Consider the following 24,437-nt stretch of genomic DNA (forward strand, 5'->3'; position numbering starts at 1 on the left):
ACCACTCCCATCCCGCCGGTAAACCAGTAGGGCAAAAAACGAGTGTCTTGATTTAAAATGAGTTTAAACTATATTTATCGTGATAAGTCACCGAGACAAATCCCTCAGCATAACACAAATAGTGGAGTACAAATCCGGAACCTCCTTTTGAAGACTATAAAGTATCACGCTTGCGTCAATATCAAAATAATGATGGACAATGATATCTCTCATTCCTTTAATATCCTTCCAGTTTACAGCCGGATATTTAAGAAGTAATTCCTTATTCGTTATTTTGTCTAGATTTTTGATTGCCTCACCTACAGCGACAAGTTTCATACAAACACTATCCAATAGAATCATACCAGACTCATTCATATAAAAATCATCAACCTTATGAATATGCGAAGTTCTTGCCATTATCATTGAAAGAGTATCCTTTATCTGCGACAAGGTATCCAAGGCCAACTCCGTATCAAACATAGATTCCCTCCCTCTCGATTCGTTTACGAAGCAACTGATTCATCCGGTCTCTAAGACGGATGATATCCACCGGGCTTCCCAACAGTTCTTCCAATTCATTTTTCAAATGGGAGAGAGAGAAAAGCCCTTGCGCCTCACCCTCGTAATAAATGTCCACATCACTGCTTTCCGTCTGTTGATCACGAGCTACAGAGCCAAAGATACCCATCTTCAAGATTCCGTACTTTTTGCCTTTACGAACCTTGAAGTCTCTTAATAACGCTAGGATCTCTTGTCTCGACTTCATAAGAAAATAGAATATTGACAAAGAAACAAATAAATATCCAATTATGCAATCATTCATAAACCAAAACACCTACCCTTCCCCCAGCACATACTTCACGATCGCCCGCCGGATATTGCGCAAGCTCTTGCCTTGCTTGAAGGGGAGCAGGGGGATGATGGCGTTGATGAATTCCTTGCTCTTGATAAGTTTGGCCGGTTCCACGCAGTCGCAAAAGACCTCGTTGAAAAGGTCGGTCAGCACCGTTTGGCAGAGGGTGGCCACATCCGGGCATTGGGCGATTCGCTTCACGAAGTCGTGACGCACCTCCTCGTCTTGGATATAGGAGGCTAATAAATCACACGGCTCCGGATCCGGCCTCACGTCTTTTTCCGAAACGACCTCCGGCTTTTCTCCCGGGTCCAAGCAAATATATTGAATGGCAAACATGGCGTTGGGCAGCACCTGTATGTTCTCGCCATGGATGTGCAGCACACACGGGCTCGCTTTCTCTTCACTCATATCTTCTTCTTTTTCCTGTCACCGAATTACTTTTATGCGCAAATAACTTACCGATAGGTGCAAATAACTTACCGGACCGTTTTTTCTCACTCTTTTACCTTTCCTTTACCAGCCTAAACTTTAAATCAAACGAGTTAATGAAAGAATGTATCATGTCCTTTTTCAACGCCCCCATCTCCAATCAAGTGCCGAGTGGCGTGACCAGTGTCAAACAGTTGCATACCTATATCACCTCCAACGAGTGGCTGAAAGAACGAACGCTCAGCGTACAGGACGCTTTGAGCGACGAGAAACGGTTCCGCAAACTGAAGCAAAACTTACTGCCATACGTCACACCGGCCGGGGTCTTCTCCTATCGCAAGGAAGACCGCCTGTTATTCCTTTCCGGAGAGTTTGTCATCGATATCGACCATCTCCCCTCGCCGGAGGAAACCCTCCACTGGCGAGACACCTTGTTCGCCGATAATAAACTGAGACCGGACCTAGCTTTCGTCAGCCCAAGCACCACAGGCGTGAAACTGCTCGTCCCCTACCGGCTCTCACCCAAGGCTTCCATAGAGGAATCTTTTGATAAGGCACGGCTATCGGCATGGGAATACCTGAAATGGAAATACGGATTGAATGCGGATGCCTCAAACGCCGATCTCTCACGGGCGTGTTTCCTCTGCCATGATCCCTCCGCTAAGCTGCGGGAGAGTTGATAGTTGACAAATGACAGTTGACAGTTTAAATCATAAATTATAACTTATAAATCAAATGAACCCATTATCAGATTTAGAGCGGCTTGTCGCCGCCATCGAACACCAAGGGGCGAACATCGCTCCCACTTACCAAGAGTATATGCCGATCGCCTTCGCCACCGCCAACGATTGCGGGGAAGCGGGAAGGACGTTCTTTCATCGCATCTGCCGCCTGTCCGAGAAATACGTCTACGAAGAAGCGGACAAGCTATACGACCACGCCCTCAAAGCGGGCAACGGGCGCAACGGATTAGGCTCCGTCTTCCACTGGGCCGAGATTGCCGGCGTAAAAACGGACAAGCAACTGGCCGACACCTTCCGCCAATACCCGAGGGAGAACAAGAATCCTTCAAACCTTCAAGCCCCTCTCACACCCACACACGCACATACGTACGCACGTGAGGACTTGCCACCCGCTTTCCCGGATTATCCGTGGCCCCCGTTCATCAAGCAGATGATCGATTGCGGGAACTCCATCGCCCAGCGTGACATACTCCTGCTGGGAGTATTCACCGTACTCGGGGGCACCTTGAACAAGCGGGTACGGGTGTTATACGGACAAAAAGACATGTATCCATGCCTACAAACCTTCATCGTAGCGCCTCCCGCCTCCGGAAAAGGAGCCTTGACATGGGTCAGGCGCCTAGCTGAACCTATTCACGAGGAGATGATGGCCCGCTACAAAGACAGCCTAAAGAATTATCGGGAGGAAAAGAACCGATGGGACTCACTCGGCAAGAAACGCTCCGAGACGCTCGAGCCGGAACAACCGCCCCTCAAGATGTTCCTCATAGCCGGCGATAACTCGGGTACCGGTATCTTAGAGAACCTCATAGAGGCCGACGGCGTGGGACTGATCTGCGAGACCGAGGCTGATACCGTGAGTACCGCCATCGGAGCGGATCACGGCCATTGGAGCGATACCTTGCGTAAATGCCACGACCATGAGCGACTGGCCTTCAACCGGCGTACCAATCATGAGTACCGGGAATGCGATGAGTCTTATCTCAGCGTATTGCTAAGTGGAACCCCGGCGCAAGTAAAGCCGCTGATCCCCTCGGCGGAGAACGGCCTGTTCTCTCGCCAGTTATTCTATTTCATGCCACCCATCGATGAGTGGATGGACCAATTCGATTCGGAAGGCGAGGATTACGGCCTACGCTTCGCCACATGGGGAACACAATGGAAACAGGTACTGGACCTGATCAACGGATCGGTCCAAACGATCCAGCTAAGGCTATCCGAGAAACAGAAAGAGCTGTTCAACCAACGGTTCGCCCAGTTATTCTCCCACGCCGGTTACGCCTATGGAGGTTCCATGCGAAGCGCCGTGGCCCGTATCGCCATCAATACCTGCCGGATCCTGAGTATAGTAGCCCTGTTGAGAGCCTTGGAGAAATTCCTCCCTCCCCAACAAAAAATTTTCAATTCTCAATTTTCCATTTTCAATTCCCCCGGTCTCTCCCCCGCCCCGGAGATCCCCATCGAGAATATCAAGGATGGTATCGTCCCCAAGCTGGACCTGCGGGTCACCGACGAGGATTTCCAAGCCGTACTCACGCTCATAGAGCCTCTTTACCGCCATTCGAGCTACGTGCTGGGCTTCCTGCCTACCTCCGAGGCCATCCCTGTCCAGACCTCTCCTGAACAGGCTTTATTCAATGCCCTCCCAATGATGTTCTGCCGTCGGCAGGCCGTGGAGGAGGCAGCGAAGAACGGCATACCCGAGAAAACACTCGACTCCTCCCTCAAACGGATGCTGGAGAAGGGAACACTGATCAAGACCGCACGGGGCGAGTACGCTTTCTCCTCGCACGTGTGTGTGCGTGAGGGACGCCCGAAGGAATGAAGGAATGAAGGAAATGCCACTACTGTCATCGCCCGTAAGCACTACCGTCGCAGCCCTACGCCAGTACTGGCGTTGTCTGATGCCAGTACCGGCATCGCCGCTCGCCTATACCGACGGGTGGCGGTGTCTCCTCTCAAGGACGACCCAAGTAACGGAAGATCAGCTCCACTTGCAGGGAGGTGAAGACCCGTTGCCTCGGGCGGTAGCCCGTATCACCAAGCTCCCGGGTCAGCCGATCGTTATACCGCATCCATTCCGCCAGCCGATTCAGGGCCGAGACGGGGCTGATCTCGGGGGCGTAGGCCATGGCCAGCTCCCGCTTGGAATAAGGCCGCACGGGCCACTCGTCGATTTGTGTGTATCCTGTTCGCATATCGTTCGCATTTTTAAGATTTATCTTATTGGTATAAAGATACTTAAAACATACGATACGAACAACTATACGGAGGTCTATTTTTCAGTATATCTCCTCTTTTATCTCCCTTATTCATCCACTGTCAGCGGTATTCATTTCAGAGGAAACCGAATGTCGTACATTCGTTATCGAAAACAAATCGATTTCATTTTCAATTTTCAATTATCAATTTTTAATTATCAAATCTATGGCTTTAAATTACAGCGTGTCCCTTCGGACCAACCCTATCAAGAAAGACGAGCCGGCGAAAGCGTACGCCACGGCACAGATCAATGGTGAGCTATCGCTCAAGCAGCTGAGCCGCCGGGTATCCATGCAAACCACCGTCAGCCGGGCAGATGTGGTGGCGGTATTGATCTCCACTGTCGAGAACCTGCTCGATGCCCTCCAAGAGGGGAAACAGGTGGATTTCGGCGAACTGGGTAAATTCCGGCTCCATATCCTCAACGAGGGTGCGGAGAGTCTTGAGAAATTCACATCTACAAACATCACCGGGGTTAGTATCCAGTATATACCGGGCGAGGACTTGAAGAATGTCTTCGCCGGGCTGGAGTTCCAGCCCGTGGCTACCCGCAAGGCTCAGCAAGCGGTACTCCGTGCGGAGAAGGCTGGGGAGACTACCGTGGATATCTCGAAGAAGCCGGCTGCTGGGGGTGGGGATTCGGAGTCGCCTGATGAGATCTAACATGTCACTTTTGGCTTGACCCAAAAGTAACCAAAAGGTCAAGGCTGACGCTGACGGGCTACTTCGAGACCTACGCTCGCTGTCGCATCCCAACTCGCTTCGCTCAGACAGGGATGCTCCTCACGCTCGCTACGGTCTCTTCGCTTGACGCCCGTCCGCTGAGGCCGTCCGAAGGAAAGCGAAGCTTTCCTCTTATATCAGCCGGGATATCATTATTCAATTCATTATTCACTATTAATTATTAATTATCATGAAAAAGTCCGTATGGAGTACTATTATCAAAGTGATCATCGCCGTAGCTACCGCCATCGCAGGGGCACTTGGCATCCAATCCTGTATTCTCTAATTTTCAATTATCATGGGTAAGGCTTATTGTTTCTACCAGAATTACAGGGAGGTCAGACTCCTTGTAATTCATTGCTCGGCCACACGATATGACAGGGATTTTCCTGTGGAGGCGCTCCGTTCATCGCACAAGGCACGGGGATTCGCCGATATCGGCTATCATTTCTATATCACACGGGACGGGGAGCTACATCGTTGCCAACCGGTCAACCAGATCGGGGCGCACGCAGCCGGATGGAACGACAAAAGTATCGGTATATGTTACGAGGGAGGACTCGACGAACAAGGCCGTCCAGCCGATACCCGGACCTACGCCCAGCGCTGTACCTTGATGGATCTGCTACGGCAATTACGAAGGGATTACCCGGAGGCACGCATCCTAGGAGATTACCAACTTAGCCCCTATATCCGTAAGGCTTGCCCCTGCTTTGACGCAAGGGAGGAATACGGGGAGATCTAGCATTAGAATTTCTTACCAAAGGCTATATTCAAGAAGGTCTTCACCAATATCTTGAAATCGAACAGCCAAGAGCGATGCTCCAGATAGAACAGGTCGTAACGCAAGCGGCGGAGCATCTTATCGACCGTGTCCGTATACCCATTGTAGAGCGTGGCGTAAGAGGTCACGCCCGGACGGATCTGGTAGAGGTAACGGTAACGAGGATCACGCTCCATGATCTGGTCGATGTAGAACTTACGCTCGGGACGGGGACCGATAAAGGACATGTCGCCCACGAAGACATTCCATAACTGGGGCAGCTCGTCCAAGTGATGTACCCGGAGGAATTTTCCGACACGGGTCATCCGGGGATCTGCCCCACCCTTGTAAAGGGCCGGACCGAACTTCTCCGCGTCCAGACGCATACTACGGAACTTATAGATGTTGAACGGGCGACCGAAGCGACCGATACGCTCTTGCCTAAAGATCGCCGGGCCTCCATCCTCCCGTTTTACGGCGATATAACAAAGTAAAAACAGCGGGGAGAATACGATCAAGGCCAAAAACGCCAGCGCACAATCCCCCATACGTTTTACATTACGTTGGAACATACCCATCCCATCCGGGATGAATCGCTCCGGTTCCGCTCCCTCACTTTTTCCTAATGGTGTAGTTTTCTCTTTTTCCATACTTACCATAATCCACTTTTCTTTCTGACATCAGGATCTTTTACACCTCCTGACCTTAAAAAAACTCATACGCTCTCACTCAATAAAGGCAATCCCTCCACCTCGCCGGCATGCCATTCCCTGTAGTCCACCAAGGAAAATCCGGGGACGGTCAATAGCTTGTAATCCGACTCGTCTCTTCTCAATATATGTTTACGGGCGTACGAGCGGAGCGAGCGATCCGTAACGGACACCATCACGATCGGGAACGGGTAGGCGAACAGGCGCAGCGGCGTGGTCTCGCTATCCGGGAACGCACGATGCAGTTGGTAGGCCGAACGCTCGAACGCTACCCAGTAGAGACCCGTGCAATACAGGTGTATTGAGTTTCGGTTCGCACGCTCACGATCCATGATCTCTGTCAAACGCTCACGCAACAGGTTCATCAGCCGGATGCCCGAAGGAACGCCGCATATGTCTCTCTTTTCTCTCATATCTTTTACTTATCGCCGTTCCCGTGCCCGAACCAACGGTCGTAATCACGTAAACGACGTATCAACACGGTCTTGCTCCTCTTGGGCGAGGCCTCCTCCATCCAAGGGTCAACCAGCTCGTGCGCCATGCGCTGGTAGAGGCTGCTGTCCGTACAGCCGTACAGCGTGACCAGCAACAAGGCACGGGATTGCCCCGCTTTTATCACGGGGAGCATACTGCGCACCGTGGCATGCAAACGATCGAACTCATCCTCATCGCCCAAAAGTTTATAGGCAGGAAGGAGCAACGAGTAAAGCTTGCAACGGATCACGTCGGTCTCACCACGGAGAGAGGCGTAGCCACACAGGACCTCACGGGCCAGACGGGCATCCTCATCCACTACCACGCCGGAGGCATGGTAACGCCCCAAGGCATCGTGCAAGCCCTCCGACAGACGGTCGTTGTCCAAATGGGTATACACGTGCTTGCCCCCCGTGTTCAGCTCGATCAACTCATACTCCCCAGCTCTCACCTCGAACAAGGGGACCCACAGACAGTCGAGGATACGCACCATCACGTCCTTATGCCCACCGCCCGGCTGCACCACCACCTCCGCCTCCATATTGGTAAAAGGGCCGGAGGTGATACGCACACGGTCGCCTTTCAACAAGCGGCCGCTATCTGGCACGTATACGGGAAGCTCGTTGGAGTAAGAAGCCGCGACCCAACGCAAGGTATCCATCTCACGATCCGAGAGGTACGGGAAATAAGACCGCCCGCCGGAGGAAACCCGGGGGAGGAAATTATACAGGGGAAGCGTACGCTTCAGGCGGAAGATCTCGTCCTCCGAGGCGTGGACGAACACGTAGTTGTACAGCAGGGGCCGTTTCGTGTTGACCATCTTGCCGCCCACCTTCCTCGCCTCGACATACGAGGGGGAGAAATACTCGAACAAGGCCTCCCCACGACGCTCACGGCGGGAAAGCTCAGCGTCCAGCCCCTTCGAGGGGCTGATCCTGTCACGCCCGCCACCGGCGGTAGGGAGCGTGAGCACGTACCAGCGGACAGCCTCTTGATCACGTCGCTTACGAACATGCGCCATGAACCTATCCGAGCACTTGCTTGTCAATATATCCATCTCTATGATTATCTTTTCTAGTGGTTATCCCGTGGCCCGAAAACAGACCCCACGGCAATTCAGAGCCCTACCAAGATTCTTTTATATAACCTTGATAAACAGCGTTTTATATTTTCAAATATGGCATTACTGAAAATTACCATCTCTTGAAATCTTAGGCTACTTGGGGAGTAGCCTAAAAGGTGCGAGAACGGTTATCACCCGGTTGTAGAGACGGGGCGTGCCCCGTCTCCCACTGTCTGATAGTATCTTTAAGTTACCATTTGGAGGGGATGAGACGGGGCACGCCCCGTCTCTACAGGAATGTATGTTCGATTTTTAGAAGGGACGTGATGATGTAGGAAATACGAGATCATTTCGTCTCTATTACCATGTCTATACACTAGGAATAAGAACGAAGATTTAAGGAGAATCAAGGCCGGAGCACAAACTAAAACTAATGATTGCTTGTTATTTGCTATTTTTTGCTACATTTGCACCGTGAAATGAACGCTACTCCCCAAGTAGCCTCACCCCACCTCTGGCATATAATTATATACATTCTCAAAGCAAGACTTATTTACCACCGTCATTTTCTCCAACGAGAAACTTCTTAGATAAATCTGGGTTGTCTTGATGGATTTATGCCCCAATAACTCGCTGATCATCTCTATGGGGACATTTTGTTCCTTCAATGACATGGCAAAGGAATGACGGATCGTGTAAGAAGTCACATCCGAGACTATTCCGGCAACCTCTTTCAACGTCTTCAAGTTCCGGTTAAACCGGGACAAGGCCGCATTGTACTCGAGATATTCCTCATGGCCGTTCTTCGTCCCACTTAAAAAGGGAAATAAATAGCCGGAGCCTCCCGCCCTCTCACCTGCCAGCTCCTTATACATAGCTTCCGCCGTATCCAAGACCTCCAACCGCATAGAGGTCCCGGTCTTCTGGCGATTGTAATCCAATATGCCGTTCTTGATATTACCCCTATTCAAATGGGCGAAATCAACGAACGACATTCCCCCATACTGAAACATCAAGCAAAGGGCCAGCTGTGTCTTCCTCAACCTCTCTCCCTTCACCGGGACAGTCATCAAGCGATTCAAATCCCCCGGAGGCAAGGATTTCTTGCGCTGGCTTTCCACACCCGTAAAAACCCCCTTGAATAATGAAGGGATAAACGCAGCCTCGCCTTTCTCCACCGCCTTGTTATAGATACAACGCAAACGGCGGATATACGTGGAGATCGTATTACGCAGGCAGCCTTTCTCCAACAAATAAGCCTCGTACCGGCGAAGAGTATCCTTAGTTATAGATGTATATGGGATACGATCCGTCCCGCTATACCGTATAAAAGAGTTCATCGCGTCTTGATAACTTTTCGCCGTGGAATACCGTCCTTCCATTTTTAACAGGCTTATATACTCTCGCATCCCTTCCACCAAATCTTTCTCATCCATATCTCTCTATTTTAAATGCCTACTGAAAACAAACACGCGAAATTAGACATCCTGACAAATTATATCTTTTGCGGCAAGTTGTTTTATTGACGAATAGCCACTATATTTGTACGTTGTTTTAAACAGAGTACAGACTAAATTAAAAAGTAAAGCATATGCACAATTGGTTTGAATGTAAGGTCTCTTACGAGAAAATGCTGGAAAATGGCATGCAGAAAAAAGTAACCGAGCCTTACTTGGTAGACGCCCTGTCTTTTACGGAAGCGGAAGCTCGCATCATCGAGGAGATCCGCCCCTTCATCACGGGTGAATTCACGGTAACAGACATCAAACGAGCTCGTTTATCCGAATTATTCTTCAACGAGAATGGTGATCGGTTCTATAAGATCAAGGTTTATTTTATCACGTTGGACGAGAAGAGCGGAGCGGAAAAGAAAACCGCCGCACAAATGCTTGCCCAAGCCACTACGCTGAAAGAGGCCATCGCCGTATTGGAAGATGGAATGAAGGGTACATTGGCGGATTATACCATCGCCTCGGTAACGGAAACCCAGTTGATGGATGTATTCCCATTCGACGCGAACAGTATTCCCGGCGAGAAGAAAAGTGGCGAGGAACTGATAGCGGAGCAAAAACAACAAGCTGAACAAAGAGGATAAAAACATGCGTATCGCTCAAAACATAGTACAACTGAAAACGTCGCTCCCGCAAGGGGTGACGTTGGTTGCCGTCTCTAAGTTTCACCCGGTGGAAGCTCTATGGGAGGCTTACAACGCCGGACAGCGGGTGTTTGGCGAAAGCAGGGCACAGGAACTGAGCGCCAAGCAAAAAGTACTACCTGAGGATATCGAATGGCATTTTATCGGCCCGTTACAAAGCAATAAGGTAAAAGATATCGCTCCTTTTATTCATTTGATCCATAGCATAGACTCCTTGAAGCTTTTGGCTGAGGTGAATAAACAAGCGAAAAAACACGACCGCACGATCCGGGTATTATTGGAGATCCATGTGGCGCAAGAGGAATCCAAGCACGGACTCAGTCCTGAGGAATGCAAGGAGTTGTTGCGTGACGAGTCCTTGGCCGAATTCCAGCATATTCGTATTTGCGGATTGATGGGCATGGCTACCAATACCGATGATACGGGGTTGATACGGGAAGAATTCCGCAATATCCATGATTTATTTATCGAACTGAAAGAGACGCTCTGTAAAGATAATGTCGATTTCAAGGAGATATCCATGGGGATGAGCCACGATTACCCGATCGCTATCCAAGAAGGAAGCTCCTTGATACGGGTGGGTACCAGTATCTTTGGCGAACGGGAATATTAAAGTAATTATTAAATCTAAATATAGGCAACATGATTGACATTAAAACCCAATACGCGGGGTTAACACTTCGCAATCCGATTATCGTAGGGAGCTCCGGACTCACCAATAAGGCGGAACGTAACAGGGATTTTGAGAAAGCAGGCGCTGGAGCTATCGTATTGAAATCTCTTTTCGAAGAGCAGATCGAGATGCAGAGCGAGGCTTTGATGCAAGACTCCGATTACCCCGAAGCGGCGGATTATATCCGTGGTTATGTAAAAGCGAATCAAGTAAATGATTATCTGGAACTGATCAAGAAGAGCAAGGAATTATGTACGATCCCCATTATCGCCAGCATCAATTGCTATAAGGCGGACGCTTGGATCGACTTTGCCCGCCAAATTGAGTTAGCGGGAGCGGACGCTTTGGAATTGAACGTGTTCTTCATGGAAACCGAACTGACCGAAGATTTCGAGAGTATCCGGGATACGTATGTCAGTATCATCCGCAAGGTAAAAGAAACCGTATCGATTCCGGTTATCATGAAGATCGGAAAGAATTACAGCAATATTCCTTCACTGGTTAATTTGTTGAAAGTAAACGGTGCTGATGGTGTCGTGCTATTCAATCGTTTCTACCAGCCGGATATCGACATTAATAATATGCAGATCGTTTCGGGTAATGTATTTAGCAATCATTCCGATTTGAGTGACACGATTCGCTGGACGGCTATCGTATCCGGAAAGATCCCGGGAATCAGTATCGCTTCCTCTACCGGTGTGCATGATTGGGAAGATGTCGTTAAATGTCTATTGGCCGGCGCTTCCGCCGTACAGATGTGTAGCGCTGTCTATACACATGGAGCGGAAATCATCTCCCAAGTATTGACTTGCGTGGAAGAGTGGATGCATCAGGCACATTACCAATCCCTTTCCCAATTCCAAGGCAAATTGAATTACGCCAATATCCCGAACCCGGCGATGTATGAGCGTTCACAATTCATGAAATATTTCTCCAACAGAGATTAAAAGAAATACCTAGTAGTAGAGACGGGGCACGCCCTGTCTCTACTATAGGGTAATATACAATAGTCTTAATTATTTTCCACTAGAAAGTATTTTTATTAGAAAATAGTTATATCTTTGCATCATCAAACAAGTTATAAAGAAATATGGAACCAATTTGCGCCATAAAGGATATCTATAAGATACTGTACCAGTTCGAGAAAAATTTCTCGGAAGTACATGCTATCACCATCAACGAGGCCATGTTGCTTTGTTGCTTAAAGGATAATGAGGCAAAGTCGGCAGGAATGATTTGCGATTATATCGGTCTTTCAAACTCCCGGGTCTCAAAGGTGATCACCTCTGTCGAGAACAAGGGGTTTATCCGCAGGAACATCAATAAAGAGGATAAGCGGCAAATGTTTTTCTCGCTCACCCCAAAAGGGAAAGAGAAAATACAACAGATGATGCAGGCCGAGCTAAATATGGATAGCCTGTTCAATCAACTCAAAGAATACATACAAAAGGGATGAATCCCTTTTTTTAACTAATTATTGTCTACTAACAAATATGTATAATACAAATTAAATAAAAATAGATATGAAGTACTTGATTATTGGAGGTGTAGCTGGTGGAGCTACCGTAGCAGCCCGGCTGCGTAGAATGGACGAGAAAGCGGAAATCATCCTTTTCGAACGTGGAAAATATGTTTCTTACGCAAACTGTGGATTACCTTATTATATAGGAGACACGATCAACGACCGGAATAAATTATTCGTACAAACCGTGAAAGGCTTCACGGATCGATTCCGCATCGATATCCGTACGGAGCAGGAAGTGACCCGAATCCTTCCCGAATCCAAGCAAGTGGAGGTAAAGAAACTCGGCACAGGAGAAACCTACACGGAGACTTACGATAAACTAGTGCTCTCTCCCGGTGCGGAGCCTTTGCGTCCACGCATCGAAGGAATCGAGAGTAAAAAGATATTCACGTTACGTAACGTGCCGGATACGGACACGATCAAGAATTACGTGAACACGGAAAAGCCCCGTACCGCCGTTGTTGTAGGGGGTGGTTTCATCGGCTTGGAGATGGCGGAGAATTTGCATGAGCTGGGTGTCCACGTCACCGTCGTGGAAATGGCTAACCAAGTGATGGCACCCCTCGACTATTCCATGGCCGCTATCGTACATCAGCAATTGATCGGCAAGCAGGTAGGCTTGATGCTGGAAGATGGCGTATCTCGTTTCGAGGAGACTTCCAGAGGCGTGACCGTTCATTTGAAAAGTGGGAAGCAGATCCCGGCGGATATGGTTTTATTGAGTATCGGTGTCCGTCCGGAAACCCGATTGGCCAAGGAAGCGGGACTTACGATCGGAGCACTCGGCGGTATCGCTGTCAATGAATATATGCAGACCTCGAACCCGGATATTTATGCGTTGGGAGATGCCGTGGAAGTACGCCACCTCGTGACAGGCAAACCAGCCTTGATCCCATTGGCGGGTCCAGCGAATAAGCAAGGACGTATCGTAGCCGATAATATCGTATCCGGCAATAAGGAAACTTATGACGGGACGATGGGAACCTCTATCGCCAAGGTATTCGACTTGACGGTCGCCACGGCGGGAGCTAACGCTAAGCTGTTGAAACGGGAAGGAATCGCTTATCAATCCTCCTATACGCATGGAGCCTCGCATGCGGGATATTACCCGGGAGCCGTGCCTTTATCGATCAAGATATTGTTTGCGCCGGAAGACGGACGACTGTTAGGGGCGCAAGTCGTAGGTTTCGGAGGCGTAGACAAACGGATCGAGATGTTAGCGCAAGTGATCCAGCGGAAAGGTACGGTCTATGACCTGACGGAGTTGGAACATGCGTATGCTCCTCCTTATTCAGCCGCTAAAGATCCCGTAAATATGGCCGGGTTCGTAGCGGAGAACCTGCTTACGAGAAAAGCGAAAGCGATCCAGTGGAGAGAGATCCAGAACTTATCGCCAGATACCGTACGTATCGATGTCCGTACCCGTGACGAGTACAGCTTAGGGACAATCCCCGGCTTCATCAATATCCCGGTTGATGAGTTAAGAGAACATTTGGCGGAACTACCCAAGGATAAACTGATCGTAGTGACTTGCGCCGTTGGATTAAGGGGCTATTTGGCTTATCGCATCCTGACTCAAAATGGCTTCACGAATGTCCGGAACCTATCCGGTGGTTACAAGACTTGGAGTGTAGCGACAGCAAAGATCAAGAATGAGCCGGCCTGCGCACCTTGTTCGTCCGAAGCTGTTTCTGATAAGGCATCTGGTAAAAGTAGCTCTTGCAAATCGACTCCGGCAGCTACGGCGATTAAGGTAGACGCTTGCGGATTAATGTGTCCGGGACCGATCATGCAGTTGAAAAAGAACTATGAGAACTTGCGGGAAGATGAGTCATTGGAAATCACCGCAACAGATCAGGCTTTCGGAAAAGATGTCTCTTCATGGTGCAAGATAACCGGGGCAGAGTTAGTCTCTCTGGAAAATAAGGGAGGCACGATCGCCGCCACGGTACGAAAAAAAAAAGCTGAATGCAAAATAGCGACAGGTGGTAATAGTGCCGACAACAAGACATTGATCGTTTTCAGCGATGACCTCGATAAGGCGTTGGCCTCATTCGTCATAGCGAACGGGGCTGCCTCCACCGGAAAGAAGGTGACTATGTTCTTTACTTTCTGGGGGCTCAACGTGATTAAGAAACGGGAAAAACCTGCCGTATCTAAAGATATCTTCGGCAAGATGTTTGGCTGGATGCTTCCGGCAAATAGCGAAAAGCTGAAACTATCTAAAATGAATATGGGTGGAGCCGGCAGTTGGATGATGCGCCTTATCATGAAGAAGAAACGGATCGACAGCTTGGAAAGCCTTATGGCACAAGCCGTAGAGAATGGTATCGAGATGATCGCCTGCACGATGAGCATGGACGTAATGGGCGTCAAAAAAGAAGAACTGATGGATAACGTTGTCCTAGGAGGCGTAGCCACCTATCTGGAACGTGCGGAAGACGCAAACGTAAACTTATTCATCTAATTCATTCAAAAAAAATATCCCAGCATATCCACAATAAGGACAATGCTGGGATATTTTATAAAAAAGAGATTATACGAAGTCCAATGTTGAACGTTTCATAATAAGAGGATAACGTTCTGGATGTTTCAAACTTTCGATCTCCAAATCAACATCTAACTCCGGCCATTCTATCGCATTACGCCCAGCCATCCGAACATTTAACACATTACTAATACGTGCTTCTTTCAACCATGGAACACGATTATAGGACAGAAAATAATCCCGTCCTAACACCGAAAGCATAATACCCTGCGCATTAATCATTAATACGTTTACCGATGTGTTCATCAAATGATTTGATGCTTATTTAATCATATCAAACCCAGTGTAAGGGATCAACGCTTTCGGGATGCGGATGCCCTCGGGGGTTTGGTTGTTTTCCAATAAGGCGGCTACGATGCGGGGTAAAGCCAAGGCACTACCATTCAAGGTATGGCAAAGTTGCGTTTTCTTATTCTCGTCACGATAGCGGCATTTCAAGCGGTTGGCTTGATACGTATCGAAGTTGGACACGGAGCTAACTTCCAACCAGCGTTGTTGTGCCTCGGAATACACCTCGAAATCAAAGCAAAGGGCAGCCGTGAAACTCATATCACCCCCACAAAGACGAAGGATGCGATACGGCAACTCCAACTTCTGAAGTAATCCCTCCACATGATTCAACATCTCTTGGTGAGATTGCTTAGAGTGCTCCGGTTTATCGATCCGAACCAACTCCACCTTAGAAAATTCGTGCAAACGATTCAAACCGCGTACATCCTTGCCATAAGATCCGGCCTCACGACGGAAACATTGTGTATAAGCGCAATTCTTGATCGGTAACTGCTTCTCATCCAGAATGACATCCCGATAAATATTTGTCACGGGCACCTCCGCTGTCGGGATCAAATATAAATCGTCTACCTCGCAATGATACATCTGTCCCTCCTTATCCGGAAGCTGTCCCGTACCATAACCGGAAGCCGAGTTCACCACCGTAGGCGGCATGATCTCCAAGTAACCGGCATCACGAGCCTCATCCAAGAAGAAGTTGATCAACGCACGTTGCAAACGAGCGCCCTGTCCTTTATAGACCGGGAAACCTGCTCCCGTGATCTTAACACCCAGATCGAAATCAATCAAATCATATTTCTTCGCCAATTCCCAGTGCGGAAGAGCGTTCTTCGGAAGTTCCGTTTCCATACCTCCCATTTTCTCTACCACATTGTCCTCGGCGGAGGTACCCTCGGGCACCTCATCATAAGGTACGTTCGGGATCGTATAAAGTAAGTTCTGCAGCTCCTCGGCAGCCTGATCCATCTCTGTCTGCAAAGCCTTGCTCACCTCCTTGATCTCGGAAACATGTTTCTTAGCGGCTTCCGCCTCTTCCTTCTTGCCCTCTTTCATTAATTGTCCGATCGACTTCGAGGTTGCGTTTACCTCCGCTAGGTTCTTATCTAATTGATTTTGTGCGATACGTCTTTTATCATTCAATTCCAACACTTTATCGATGCTTTCTTTCGCACCCTTAAAATGTTTCTTTTCCAGTCCACGGATTACGGCATCCGTGTTTTCAGTGATTAATTTGATTGTCAACATATTCTATTTATGTTTAATAGTTTTTCTAAGACGCGAATTTAGTAATTTTATTTTACCCTACCACCCGTTAACCAAGTTCTTGTATAATAAGGCTCGCTAAGGCTACTTACCACCACGCCGCTAGAAGTACTGGTATGGATGAAGCGTCCATTTTTCAAGTAAATCCCCACGTGATTCGGAACGCCACGTTTCCCGCCACGACCCGTCTTGAAAAATACCAGATCTCCTTCCTGCAATTTGGCACGACTCACTTTCTTGCAATTATACTTCAGCATATCCGCCGAGGAACGAGCCAGCTGTTTTCCGTATACCTCCCGATAAACGATCGATACGAAACCGGAGCAATCCACGCCCCGTTTCGTGCTCCCTCCCAATTTATGACGTACACCCAACCAACGGGCCCCCTCGTTGTACAAGAATATATTATCTTCCGGTGTGATACGTACCCCATATAAGCGAGCCAACTCCTTCGGTCCCTTGAAATCGGCGGGCAAAGCTACTTTTTGTTGTTTTTTGCTACCGCACGAGGTCAGACATATAAGCAGGATAAAGATCCGGATAAACCCTAAAGGAATGCTATTCTTCATATCGTTTTCTCTTAATTAAGGCACGAATATACACATAAAGTTTAGAATGCCCATTATAAGGTTCCTACAATGGGCATTGTAAGGTCGTTAGAATGCCCATCGTAAGGAGCTTTGAATGGGCATCCAAGTTCAAGAAGGTTGAGCAGCTTTCAGATAAGCGTTGAACGCCTCTTTGTAGGCATCCGTCACGTGGATGATCTCCTTCCCGATATAAACGCAATTATTCCGGTCGACGGAGCGGATCTTATCCAACGCCACGATATAAGAACGATGTACCCGCATAAAGCGACCGGTAGACAGCATCTCTTCCATGGCCTTCATCGTCACGTGGGTGATAAGCGGACGAGCCTCCCCTTCCAGATAGATCATCACGTAATCCTTCAAGCCCGTCACGTATAATATCCGGGAGATTTCCACCTGCCGCAACTGGCTATCCACCCGCACGAAAAGGCTGCCTCTCTCCTCCTTCACGCTATTCATCTCAAACCATTGGCGGGCCTTCTCCGCAGCTCCGAGAAACTTATGGTATCGGATGGGCTTCAGCAGGAAATCGAGGGCATTCACCTCATAGCTATCAAAGGCATACTCCTTAAAGGCGGTCGTGAAGATCACCCTCGTACTGGGCGGTACCATCCGGGAGAGGTTCAGCCCGTCCAGATCCGGCATCTGGATATCCAAGAAAAGCACGTCCACCGGAGACTCGCGCAACGTGGAGAGCGCCAGTACCGGATCATTGAAGGAAGCCGCCAGCCTCAGATAAGGCGTACGGCTTACGAAGTCCTCCAGCATCTTCACCGCCAAGGGCTCATCGTCTACGATCATGCAAGTCAGTGTTTTCATAAGCAGTCTCGAAGTGTTATTTGAACAAAGTAACTATTTTCCCGAAGCGCTTGATCATATCGGTAACGACCGGGATAAGCCAGATCCAGCCTACGCCTCAGATTCTCCAGCCCGATCCCCGATCCGCTACGGTTCACGTCCGGTTTCGGATGGTCGCTATTCTCGCAGGTAAAGACGAGGTCATCTCCTTCCGCCTTGAAGCGAATACGTACGAACGACGACTTACGGCTATTCACGCCATGCTTGAATGCGTTCTCTATTAAAGAGATGAACAAAAGCGGCACGATCCTCATCGGTTTAGGCGGGACTTGCAAATCCACTTCCACGGTAGCCAGTTCATTGCAGCGCAACCTCATCAACTCGATGTAATTATTCATGAACTCGATCTCGCCTTCCACCGGTACCAGCTCATGGTTCGACTCATAGAGCGTATACCGCAGCAAATCGCTCAATTGCCCGATACGTTCTTGCGCCGTATCTTGGTTTATCTGGACCAAGCTGGATATATTATTCAAGGTATTAAAGAGAAAATGCGGATTCAACTGGTTCTTCAGCCAAGCCAGTTCCGCCTCGGCGTTTTTCTGCCGTTCCTCTTTCAAACGCATCTGCATATCGCCCCAGCGTACGATATAACGGAATCCCACGGCACATCCAACCACTAGCAAATGTAAGAAGAACGCTCCGAAAGCGACCATATACATTCCCGAACGCCATTCGTCCGGGAAATCCGCCTTAGGAGAAAATATCCATAGGTTAGCCCCCGTGATCAATAGCAAATTCATCAAACCAAAGAGCATCTTCCGATCCCGATAAAGCAAATAGGGAACCAATACATAGAAATTAGCGGTGAAAACAATAGCCAACGGAGTAATGAACCCCGTATTAATCTTCCACACCTCGAAAGCCGAGCTCGGATTAAAGCGTATGAAAAAATCGATCGCAGGAGGAATCAGCCATAAGGTGATCCACAATAAAGCCTGTCCTCCCGCCAATATATAATCTTGCCTCGTGAGTTTCATAATACCGTTTTTTATAAAAGTAAACGAATCTAACGCCTGCGCCTATGAACGCAAGCGTTTATTCGACGAAAGGCAGGGTCGCTTTAGACGAAAAAAGAATTATCGTTTCTGGATACGAGCCGCATAGCCTCCACCGGGAGCCATATGGATCTTTAATTTGCGATCTGTCGGGACTGGGATTACCTCTTTCTTATAATCACGGGCGGCACGATCGGCATTTATGCCATCCTTGAATAATTCCAAAGTATAATCACCTTCGCCCAAGAAAGACAGGTCTAAATCCAGCTCCCTCGGCGTCCAGTTGGTCAACGCCCCGATATACCAATCATTACCATGACGGCGGGCGATCGCTACATACTCGGAGACCTTTCCAGCCAATGAGACCGTCTCATCCCAGATGGTCGGAATGTTAGAGATAAACTCCGTACATTCCTTTTCCCTCCTATAATTAGACGGGGCATCGCACAGCATATTGAAAGGAGACTCGAAGATCACGTAAGTAGCCAACTGGCGGCAACGGGTTCCTTGGCTCATCGGCTCCGAGTTTACCGACCGATGATTACCTCTGGCGGCGTTACGCATAGCACCTTGCGTATAATCCATCGGGCCGGCGATCATACGGATAAATGGGATCGTGACATCATACGTCACCATATCGAACTCCTTCTCGGAAGACCACTTCATTTGCTCCAAACCATTCACACCCTCATAGTTCAACACGTTCGGATAGGTCCGTTGAAGACCTGTCGGCTTGAATACGCCATGGAAATCCACTAGCATCTTATATTTAGCGCATACCTCGGAGGCTTTATAAACAAAGTTCACCATTTCCTGATCGTCACGATCCAAGAAATCCACCTTGAAGCCTTTCACGCCCATATCCGAATAATGCTTCACGACATTCTCCATATCACGGGCGAAAGCCCAATAACCCGCCCAAAGGATAATTCCGACATTCTTGGACTTACCGTAATCCACCAATTCTTGAAGATCGATCTCCGGTATTACTTGCATCATGTCCGCTTGCAGGTTCACGGCCCAGCCCTCATCCAAGATTACGTACTCGATGCCATGCTCGGCGGCGAAGTCGATATAATATTTATAGGTGGGATTATTGATTCCGGCACGGAAATCCACACCGTATAGATTCCAGTCGTTCCACCAATCCCAAGCCACCTTACCCGGCTTGATCCAAGAGATATCGTTTACCCGGGAGGGAGAAGCCAGACGGTAGACCATATCGCAATCGGCCAACTCCTTATCATTCCGGGAGATTATAAACGCACGCCAAGGGAAAGAACGGGTTCCGGATGTTTTGGCGATATAGTTCTCACGCTCTTTCACCAACATCTGTAACTGATTATGGCCACCTTGCTCCTTCACTTTCGGATAAGGCGCATGAACCGCTTTCAAGGAAGGTTTTCCCGTCTCGTTATTCAAGAACATCCCGGGGAAATCCTCCAGATCGGCTTCCGTGATACAGATCTTGCGACCATCTCCCAGATCCACCAAAAGAGGCAGGATCTTCAGGCGTTTATCATTCAGGCCAGTGATCGTCTCGTTTGCGTAGGGCTGCTCGAAGGAATTGAAAAATTGCTCCTCGAACGTCGGCTTCGTACTATTCACGTAAGCGGTGAATGTCTTATAATCCGAGGGAAAATTATAGACGGCCTCCTCATCGGCAATAACGATCGGTTCCTTTCTTTTCGTCGTGAAACGGTAAGCGACTCCATCGTTATACACCCTAAAAACCAGCCCGTAGTTTCCCCGGAACGAGATTTGCATCTCATTATAGATATCCTTTACTACGTCCTTCTTATAGAACGGAGAGGGTATCTCCTTGTCTACCGAGGTCTTCGTCACTTTCAAGACTTTCGGGTTAGCGCCAAGTACCTCACCTCCTTGTAAAGTCATAGATACGGCAGAATTCATCACCTCCGAATGATCCTGTACGATAGCGAAAGTGACTTTATCGGCTACCGTAACCTCCACCTTTATATCCCGGTTTGGAGACTGGACTTGGTAATTCTTCTGGGCGATCGACGGGATAGCGCCCATTAAAAAGAGAAAAGCAAATAGAATGTTTTTACTCATGGTTTATTGATTTAAGTTTGTTTATGAATACAAATATATATTATCTTTGTCATATTCATAACAAAAAACAAATAATACCGGAATGATGAGACTTCACAAAATCTTCTTAACGCTCGTATGCCTCACGGCTCTATCCGCCCACGCACAATGGAAATGGCTCAACCCGCTCGAATATGGATTCCCTGTCATACAAAACCAAGGATGGACCGAAGAGATCGGAGACAGCTACGTCCGGCTTCCCCAAAGAGCCGAAGGCAAGGTACGTAAACCCGTCTGGGATTTATCGCGCAACTCCGCCGGGTTGGCGATTCATTTTTTCAGCAACGCCCCTGAACTAAAAGTACGCTATCAAGTAAGCGGACCGCTGAATATGCCACATATGCCCACGACAGGCGTATCCGGCGTAGATCTATATAGTATCGATAGCGATGGCCAATGGAGATTTTATTTCGGCGGTTATCCTTCCGGAGATACGCTTCAATATCATTATACGAACATAGGCAAAGATCTGTATCATGACAGGGGCTATGAGTTCCGCCTCTACCTGCCTCCTTATAATACGATAAAGTGGTTGGAAATCGGCGTGCCCGAAAACGATGAGCTTACGTTTATCCCCGTATCGCCCGAGAAACCGATTCTTTTATACGGAACCTCGATCGCCCAAGGCGCATGCGCCTCCCGTCCGGGCATGACTTGGGGCACGATCTTGCAGCGTTCACTGGGATATCCGCTTATCAACCTAGGCTTCTCCGGTAACGGACGTTTAGAGAAAGAGGTATTGGATTTTATTTGTGAGATAGACGCACGCCTTTATATCCTTGACTGCCTGCCCAACCTCACGCCAAAGAGCAAAGATGAGATCACGCAACTCGTATCGGACGCAGTCAAGCAAATACGTGCCACCCACTCCTCTCCGATCTTATTGGTGGAGCATGCCGGATATAGCAACGCACTCGCCGACGATACGAAGCTACAAGATTATGTGCGCATGAACGAAGGAGCTAAAAAAGCATTCGAGGAATTGCAGGCACAAGGGATAAAAGATATCTACTACCTTACACGAGAAGAGCTGGGACTGCACCCGGATGCTTGGGTAGATTACGTCCATCCTTCCGACTGGGGCATGGAAACACAAGCGAACGCCGTAGAGCGGAAAGTACGGGAGATATTACGCATCCCCAAAGGAGACCTCTCTACCACAATGCCTGTCACCCAGCGCCGGGAACCCAATAATTACGAATGGCAAAAACGTCACCGGGATATTCTCTCGCTGAATCAAAGCAACCCGCCTCGACGGGTGATCCTAGGTAATTCCATCACGCATTTCTGGGGAGGAGAGCCCAAAGGACCGTCCGTGCGAGGTATGGAAACATGGGAGAAAATCATGCGTCCGGCTGGATTCCACAATCTCGGATATGGTTTCGACCGTATCGAGAACGTACTTTGGAGAGTCTATCATGGTGAATTGGATGGATACAAGGCTGAGGAAGTAGTATTGATGATCGGCACGAATAACATCGGAATCAACAATGACAACGAGATCGTGGAAGGCATTCGTTTCTTGCTTTCCGCCATCAGGCAACGGCAGCCGGAGGCCAAGATCAAGGTAATCGGCATCTTGCCCCGCCGTAACCAAGAAGAACGGGTAAGGAATCTCAATCTCCGCATCCGTCAAATAGCCGAGACCGGATGGTACACGTTCAAGAACCCGGGTACGAAGTTGCTTCAGGAAGACGGCAAGATAAACGAATCCTTATTCTCAGACGGATTACACCCGAACGAGGAAGGCTATAAACGAATCGTGGACGAGATCGCCCATTAAGCGATAGTCCCTTTACTCACGAATCAATCCGAGCAACATACGCAACGCTGCCTCTGCCGACAAGCGAATGTTCTCCATACGAGGATTCTCCCCGAAATGATAGCACTCGGAGAGAATCCTCTCCTTATAAGCGGCGGCAATCCATACCGTTCCCACCGGTTTCGAGGGAGTCCCGCCTCCCGGCCCGGCGATCCCGGAGGTAGCGACGGCACAATCACATCCCAATACCCGCATAGTCCCACGGGCCATCTGCTCCACGACCGGCTGGCTTACGGCCCCGAAAGTGTTCAAGTCCGCCTCGGAGACACCGAGCACATGATGCTTCACCTCGTTGCAATAGGCTACCACGCCCCCGGTGAAGTATTCCGAGCTGCCCGCCATGGAGGTTATCATGCTGGCAATCTTTCCGCCTGTACAACTCTCTGCCGTACCCATCATCAGGTGTCCTGATTTGAGTGCGTCCGCTACTTCTAACTCTATTGGTAAATCATCTACTTCCATTGTTATAATGATACTAGGAGTTTCATTATGGGAAAACAATAGTTTCATTAGGAAGAAACTTTTGTTTTCCCTAGAAGAAACTTTTGTTTCTCTATAGTAAAACTATTTTCCTATAAGACAACCCTAGAAAAAGGAGCGGCATCCATCGGACAGAACTCCTTATCCATATACTTATAATATCCCGTGATAGCTACCATAGCGGCGTTATCCGTGGTGAACGAGAACTTCGGGATATGCACTTTCCAGCCATAACGTTTTGCGTGATCCAAGAATGCCTCACGCAAACCGGAATTGGCCGATACACCTCCGGCGACAGCTACTTCCTTTATATACAAATCCTTCGCCGCCTTACGCAATTTACTCATCAAAATATCGATTACCGTAGCTTGCAAGGAAGCGCATAGGTCTCGCTTGTTCTTCTCAATAAAATCCGGATCATCTTTCAAATGATCACGCAAGGTATATAAGAAGGAGGTCTTCAGGCCACTGAAGCTATAATCATATCCGGGGATATGCGGCTTGCTGAACGTAAAGGCATTCGGATTACCCTCGTTCGCCAAACGATTCACGACTGGGCCACCGGGATAACCCAGTCCCATCACCTTGGCGCATTTGTCGAAAGCCTCTCCTGCGGCGTCGTCGATCGTCTGGCCGATCACCTCCATATCATTATAAGCGTTCACCTTTATGATTTGCGAGTTACCGCCCGAAACCAACAAGCAAAGGAAAGGAAACGAGGGAGCATGGTCATCGTCCGGAGTCTCCTTGATAAAATGAGCCAACACGTGAGCCTGTAAGTGATTGACCTCGATCATCGGGATATCCAAGGAAGCGGCCAAACCCTTGGTGAACGAGGTCCCGACCAATAAAGAACCCATCAAACCCGGTCCACGAGTAAACGCCACGGCACTCAACTCGGACTTATCAATGCCGGCACGCTTGATGGCCTCGGCTACTACCGGAATAATATTCTGCTGATGGGCACGGGAAGCCAACTCGGGGACAACCCCGCCATAGGCCTCATGAACGGCTTGACTGGCTATTACGTTGGACAGCATCACGCCGTCACGGATCACCGAAGAGGAAGTGTCATCGCAAGAAGACTCGATTCCTAATATCGTTATACTCATAT

General features: G+C 48.8%; 28 protein-coding genes. 12 read left to right on the forward strand and 16 right to left on the reverse strand.

All coding sequences use genetic code 11. The features are described from left to right. Positions 1–87: 87 nt before the first annotated feature. The 3 genes from CI960_RS12210 to CI960_RS12220 all read right to left on the reverse strand — a co-directional run bounded on the left by CI960_RS12210 (position 88) and on the right by CI960_RS12220 (position 1,246). Positions 88–462 (reverse strand): DUF86 domain-containing protein, encoded by a 375-nt coding sequence (locus CI960_RS12210; RefSeq protein WP_005855755.1) that lies wholly within the window; start codon positions 460–462, stop codon positions 88–90. Then, a complete protein-coding gene (locus tag CI960_RS12215; protein ID WP_005855753.1) occupies positions 455–748 on the reverse strand; it encodes a nucleotidyltransferase family protein in 294 nt (97 codons plus the stop codon). The genes CI960_RS12210 and CI960_RS12215 overlap by 8 nt, the downstream gene beginning before the upstream one ends. A gap of 69 nt (positions 749–817) precedes the next feature. Further along, positions 818–1,246, reverse strand: coding sequence for a hypothetical protein (locus CI960_RS12220; protein WP_005855752.1), 429 nt, complete (start codon positions 1,244–1,246; stop codon positions 818–820). 137 nt (positions 1,247–1,383) lie between these two features. On the opposite strand from CI960_RS12220, the gene CI960_RS12225 reads away from it, so the two are divergent. Both CI960_RS12225 and CI960_RS12230 read left to right on the forward strand, forming a co-directional pair. Beyond that, positions 1,384–1,947, forward strand: a complete 564-nt coding sequence (locus tag CI960_RS12225) for a BT4734/BF3469 family protein (protein WP_005855750.1) — start codon at positions 1,384–1,386, stop codon at positions 1,945–1,947. Positions 1,948–2,002: 55 nt separating this feature from the next. Further along, the gene (locus tag CI960_RS12230; protein ID WP_005855747.1) at positions 2,003–3,835 is read left to right on the forward strand and encodes a DUF3987 domain-containing protein; all 1,833 of its coding nucleotides are present in this window, start codon (positions 2,003–2,005) and stop codon (positions 3,833–3,835) included. Between the two features lie 133 nt (positions 3,836–3,968). Here the strand turns inward: CI960_RS12230 and CI960_RS12235 are convergent, their stop codons facing one another. Next, positions 3,969–4,208 carry a DUF4248 domain-containing protein gene (locus CI960_RS12235; RefSeq protein ID WP_005855745.1) on the reverse strand — a complete coding sequence of 80 codons (240 nt, stop codon included), beginning with the start codon at positions 4,206–4,208 and terminating at the stop codon, positions 3,969–3,971. Between the two features lie 229 nt (positions 4,209–4,437). Here CI960_RS12235 and CI960_RS12240 point away from each other — a divergent pair, with 229 nt between their 5' ends. From CI960_RS12240 to CI960_RS12250, 4 genes are read left to right on the forward strand one after another with little or no spacing between them, the layout of a single operon-like run. Next, positions 4,438–4,935: an HU family DNA-binding protein gene (locus CI960_RS12240; RefSeq protein ID WP_005855743.1), complete on the forward strand. Its 498-nt coding sequence runs from the start codon at positions 4,438–4,440 to the stop codon at positions 4,933–4,935. 44 nt (positions 4,936–4,979) lie between these two features. Continuing rightward, positions 4,980–5,180 carry a hypothetical protein gene (locus CI960_RS23945; protein WP_080598090.1) on the forward strand — a complete coding sequence of 67 codons (201 nt, stop codon included), beginning with the start codon at positions 4,980–4,982 and terminating at the stop codon, positions 5,178–5,180. Between the two features lie 5 nt (positions 5,181–5,185). Further along, positions 5,186–5,281 (forward strand): smalltalk protein, encoded by a 96-nt coding sequence (locus CI960_RS23195; RefSeq protein ID WP_005855736.1) that lies wholly within the window; start codon positions 5,186–5,188, stop codon positions 5,279–5,281. 12 nt (positions 5,282–5,293) lie between these two features. Continuing rightward, a complete protein-coding gene (locus CI960_RS12250) occupies positions 5,294–5,740 on the forward strand; it encodes an N-acetylmuramoyl-L-alanine amidase (protein ID WP_094582364.1) in 447 nt (148 codons plus the stop codon). Between the two features lie 2 nt (positions 5,741–5,742). On the opposite strand, the gene CI960_RS12255 is transcribed toward CI960_RS12250, so the two are convergent. From CI960_RS12255 to CI960_RS12275, 4 genes are all read right to left on the reverse strand, one after another. Beyond that, complete coding sequence (locus CI960_RS12255; RefSeq protein ID WP_085981411.1) at positions 5,743–6,408, reverse strand: sugar transferase; 666 nt, start codon at positions 6,406–6,408, stop codon at positions 5,743–5,745. Positions 6,409–6,473: 65 nt separating this feature from the next. Further along, a complete protein-coding gene (locus CI960_RS12260; RefSeq protein ID WP_005855728.1) occupies positions 6,474–6,881 on the reverse strand; it encodes a hypothetical protein in 408 nt (135 codons plus the stop codon). 5 nt (positions 6,882–6,886) lie between these two features. Next, positions 6,887–7,999, reverse strand: coding sequence for a transcription termination/antitermination protein NusG (locus CI960_RS12265; RefSeq protein WP_005855726.1), 1,113 nt, complete (start codon positions 7,997–7,999; stop codon positions 6,887–6,889). Between the two features lie 509 nt (positions 8,000–8,508). Continuing rightward, the gene (locus tag CI960_RS12275; RefSeq protein ID WP_094582366.1) at positions 8,509–9,441 is read right to left on the reverse strand and encodes a site-specific integrase; all 933 of its coding nucleotides are present in this window, start codon (positions 9,439–9,441) and stop codon (positions 8,509–8,511) included. 155 nt (positions 9,442–9,596) lie between these two features. On the opposite strand from CI960_RS12275, the gene CI960_RS12280 reads away from it, so the two are divergent. The 5 genes from CI960_RS12280 to CI960_RS12300 all read left to right on the forward strand — a co-directional run bounded on the left by CI960_RS12280 (position 9,597) and on the right by CI960_RS12300 (position 14,825). Continuing rightward, complete coding sequence (locus CI960_RS12280; RefSeq protein WP_005855722.1) at positions 9,597–10,100, forward strand: DUF4494 domain-containing protein; 504 nt, start codon at positions 9,597–9,599, stop codon at positions 10,098–10,100. Positions 10,101–10,104: 4 nt separating this feature from the next. Beyond that, positions 10,105–10,773, forward strand: coding sequence for a YggS family pyridoxal phosphate-dependent enzyme (locus CI960_RS12285; RefSeq protein WP_005855720.1), 669 nt, complete (start codon positions 10,105–10,107; stop codon positions 10,771–10,773). Positions 10,774–10,802: 29 nt separating this feature from the next. Beyond that, on the forward strand, positions 10,803–11,780 hold the full coding sequence (locus CI960_RS12290; protein WP_005855718.1) for a dihydroorotate dehydrogenase-like protein: 978 nt from the start codon (positions 10,803–10,805) through the stop codon (positions 11,778–11,780). A gap of 143 nt (positions 11,781–11,923) precedes the next feature. Further along, positions 11,924–12,289 (forward strand): MarR family winged helix-turn-helix transcriptional regulator, encoded by a 366-nt coding sequence (locus CI960_RS12295; protein WP_005855716.1) that lies wholly within the window; start codon positions 11,924–11,926, stop codon positions 12,287–12,289. Positions 12,290–12,356: 67 nt separating this feature from the next. Continuing rightward, a complete protein-coding gene (locus CI960_RS12300) occupies positions 12,357–14,825 on the forward strand; it encodes an FAD-dependent oxidoreductase (protein WP_005855714.1) in 2,469 nt (822 codons plus the stop codon). A 69-nt stretch (positions 14,826–14,894) separates the two neighbouring features. On the opposite strand, the gene CI960_RS12305 is transcribed toward CI960_RS12300, so the two are convergent. The 6 genes from CI960_RS12305 to CI960_RS12330 all read right to left on the reverse strand — a co-directional run bounded on the left by CI960_RS12305 (position 14,895) and on the right by CI960_RS12330 (position 20,982). Continuing rightward, positions 14,895–15,152 (reverse strand): DUF2442 domain-containing protein, encoded by a 258-nt coding sequence (locus CI960_RS12305; protein WP_005855712.1) that lies wholly within the window; start codon positions 15,150–15,152, stop codon positions 14,895–14,897. A 15-nt stretch (positions 15,153–15,167) separates the two neighbouring features. Further along, positions 15,168–16,442 (reverse strand): serine--tRNA ligase, encoded by a 1,275-nt coding sequence (gene serS / locus CI960_RS12310; protein ID WP_005855710.1) that lies wholly within the window; start codon positions 16,440–16,442, stop codon positions 15,168–15,170. A 47-nt stretch (positions 16,443–16,489) separates the two neighbouring features. Next, positions 16,490–17,029: a C40 family peptidase gene (locus CI960_RS12315; RefSeq protein WP_005855708.1), complete on the reverse strand. Its 540-nt coding sequence runs from the start codon at positions 17,027–17,029 to the stop codon at positions 16,490–16,492. A gap of 129 nt (positions 17,030–17,158) precedes the next feature. Next, complete coding sequence (locus CI960_RS12320) at positions 17,159–17,869, reverse strand: LytTR family DNA-binding domain-containing protein (protein WP_005855706.1); 711 nt, start codon at positions 17,867–17,869, stop codon at positions 17,159–17,161. Next, positions 17,866–18,888 (reverse strand): sensor histidine kinase, encoded by a 1,023-nt coding sequence (locus CI960_RS12325; RefSeq protein WP_005855704.1) that lies wholly within the window; start codon positions 18,886–18,888, stop codon positions 17,866–17,868. Before CI960_RS12325 ends, CI960_RS12320 begins: the two co-directional genes overlap by 4 nt. 99 nt (positions 18,889–18,987) lie before the next feature. After that, on the reverse strand, positions 18,988–20,982 hold the full coding sequence (locus tag CI960_RS12330) for a glycoside hydrolase family 97 protein (RefSeq protein ID WP_005855702.1): 1,995 nt from the start codon (positions 20,980–20,982) through the stop codon (positions 18,988–18,990). 82 nt (positions 20,983–21,064) lie between these two features. Between CI960_RS12330 and CI960_RS12335 the strand changes: the two genes are divergently transcribed. After that, on the forward strand, positions 21,065–22,804 hold the full coding sequence (locus CI960_RS12335) for an SGNH/GDSL hydrolase family protein (RefSeq protein WP_005855700.1): 1,740 nt from the start codon (positions 21,065–21,067) through the stop codon (positions 22,802–22,804). A 12-nt stretch (positions 22,805–22,816) separates the two neighbouring features. On the opposite strand, the gene CI960_RS12340 is transcribed toward CI960_RS12335, so the two are convergent. Together CI960_RS12340 and tsaD are read right to left on the reverse strand one after the other, a co-directional pair. Continuing rightward, positions 22,817–23,353, reverse strand: a complete 537-nt coding sequence (locus CI960_RS12340; protein WP_005855698.1) for a CinA family protein — start codon at positions 23,351–23,353, stop codon at positions 22,817–22,819. Positions 23,354–23,415: 62 nt separating this feature from the next. Next, a complete protein-coding gene (gene tsaD / locus CI960_RS12345) occupies positions 23,416–24,435 on the reverse strand; it encodes a tRNA (adenosine(37)-N6)-threonylcarbamoyltransferase complex transferase subunit TsaD (protein ID WP_005855697.1) in 1,020 nt (339 codons plus the stop codon). Positions 24,436–24,437: the final 2 nt, after the last annotated feature.

This window comes from Parabacteroides sp. CT06 (assembly GCF_002257605.1).
GTDB classification, from domain to species: domain Bacteria; phylum Bacteroidota; class Bacteroidia; order Bacteroidales; family Tannerellaceae; genus Parabacteroides; species Parabacteroides distasonis.

Coding starts and splice junctions, on each gene's coding strand:
- CI960_RS12210 (WP_005855755.1), bottom strand. CDS start 462: ATGTTTGATACGGAGTTGGCCTTGGATACCTTGTCGCAGATAAAGGAT.
- CI960_RS12215 (WP_005855753.1), bottom strand. CDS start 748: ATGAAGTCGAGACAAGAGATCCTAGCGTTATTAAGAGACTTCAAGGTT.
- CI960_RS12220 (WP_005855752.1), bottom strand. CDS start 1,246: ATGAGTGAAGAGAAAGCGAGCCCGTGTGTGCTGCACATCCATGGCGAG.
- CI960_RS12225 (WP_005855750.1), top strand. CDS start 1,384: ATGAAAGAATGTATCATGTCCTTTTTCAACGCCCCCATCTCCAATCAA.
- CI960_RS12230 (WP_005855747.1), top strand. CDS start 2,003: ATGAACCCATTATCAGATTTAGAGCGGCTTGTCGCCGCCATCGAACAC.
- CI960_RS12235 (WP_005855745.1), bottom strand. CDS start 4,208: ATGCGAACAGGATACACACAAATCGACGAGTGGCCCGTGCGGCCTTAT.
- CI960_RS12240 (WP_005855743.1), top strand. CDS start 4,438: ATGGCTTTAAATTACAGCGTGTCCCTTCGGACCAACCCTATCAAGAAA.
- CI960_RS23195 (WP_005855736.1), top strand. CDS start 5,186: ATGAAAAAGTCCGTATGGAGTACTATTATCAAAGTGATCATCGCCGTA.
- CI960_RS12250 (WP_094582364.1), top strand. CDS start 5,294: ATGGGTAAGGCTTATTGTTTCTACCAGAATTACAGGGAGGTCAGACTC.
- CI960_RS12255 (WP_085981411.1), bottom strand. CDS start 6,408: ATGGAAAAAGAGAAAACTACACCATTAGGAAAAAGTGAGGGAGCGGAA.
- CI960_RS12260 (WP_005855728.1), bottom strand. CDS start 6,881: ATGAGAGAAAAGAGAGACATATGCGGCGTTCCTTCGGGCATCCGGCTG.
- CI960_RS12265 (WP_005855726.1), bottom strand. CDS start 7,999: ATGGATATATTGACAAGCAAGTGCTCGGATAGGTTCATGGCGCATGTT.
- CI960_RS12275 (WP_094582366.1), bottom strand. CDS start 9,441: ATGGATGAGAAAGATTTGGTGGAAGGGATGCGAGAGTATATAAGCCTG.
- CI960_RS12280 (WP_005855722.1), top strand. CDS start 9,597: ATGCACAATTGGTTTGAATGTAAGGTCTCTTACGAGAAAATGCTGGAA.
- CI960_RS12285 (WP_005855720.1), top strand. CDS start 10,105: ATGCGTATCGCTCAAAACATAGTACAACTGAAAACGTCGCTCCCGCAA.
- CI960_RS12290 (WP_005855718.1), top strand. CDS start 10,803: ATGATTGACATTAAAACCCAATACGCGGGGTTAACACTTCGCAATCCG.
- CI960_RS12295 (WP_005855716.1), top strand. CDS start 11,924: ATGGAACCAATTTGCGCCATAAAGGATATCTATAAGATACTGTACCAG.
- CI960_RS12300 (WP_005855714.1), top strand. CDS start 12,357: ATGAAGTACTTGATTATTGGAGGTGTAGCTGGTGGAGCTACCGTAGCA.
- CI960_RS12305 (WP_005855712.1), bottom strand. CDS start 15,152: ATGAACACATCGGTAAACGTATTAATGATTAATGCGCAGGGTATTATG.
- serS (WP_005855710.1), bottom strand. CDS start 16,442: ATGTTGACAATCAAATTAATCACTGAAAACACGGATGCCGTAATCCGT.
- CI960_RS12315 (WP_005855708.1), bottom strand. CDS start 17,029: ATGAAGAATAGCATTCCTTTAGGGTTTATCCGGATCTTTATCCTGCTT.
- CI960_RS12320 (WP_005855706.1), bottom strand. CDS start 17,869: ATGAAAACACTGACTTGCATGATCGTAGACGATGAGCCCTTGGCGGTG.
- CI960_RS12325 (WP_005855704.1), bottom strand. CDS start 18,888: ATGAAACTCACGAGGCAAGATTATATATTGGCGGGAGGACAGGCTTTA.
- CI960_RS12330 (WP_005855702.1), bottom strand. CDS start 20,982: ATGAGTAAAAACATTCTATTTGCTTTTCTCTTTTTAATGGGCGCTATC.
- CI960_RS12335 (WP_005855700.1), top strand. CDS start 21,065: ATGATGAGACTTCACAAAATCTTCTTAACGCTCGTATGCCTCACGGCT.
- CI960_RS12340 (WP_005855698.1), bottom strand. CDS start 23,353: ATGAAACTATTGTTTTCCCATAATGAAACTCCTAGTATCATTATAACA.
- tsaD (WP_005855697.1), bottom strand. CDS start 24,435: ATGAGTATAACGATATTAGGAATCGAGTCTTCTTGCGATGACACTTCC.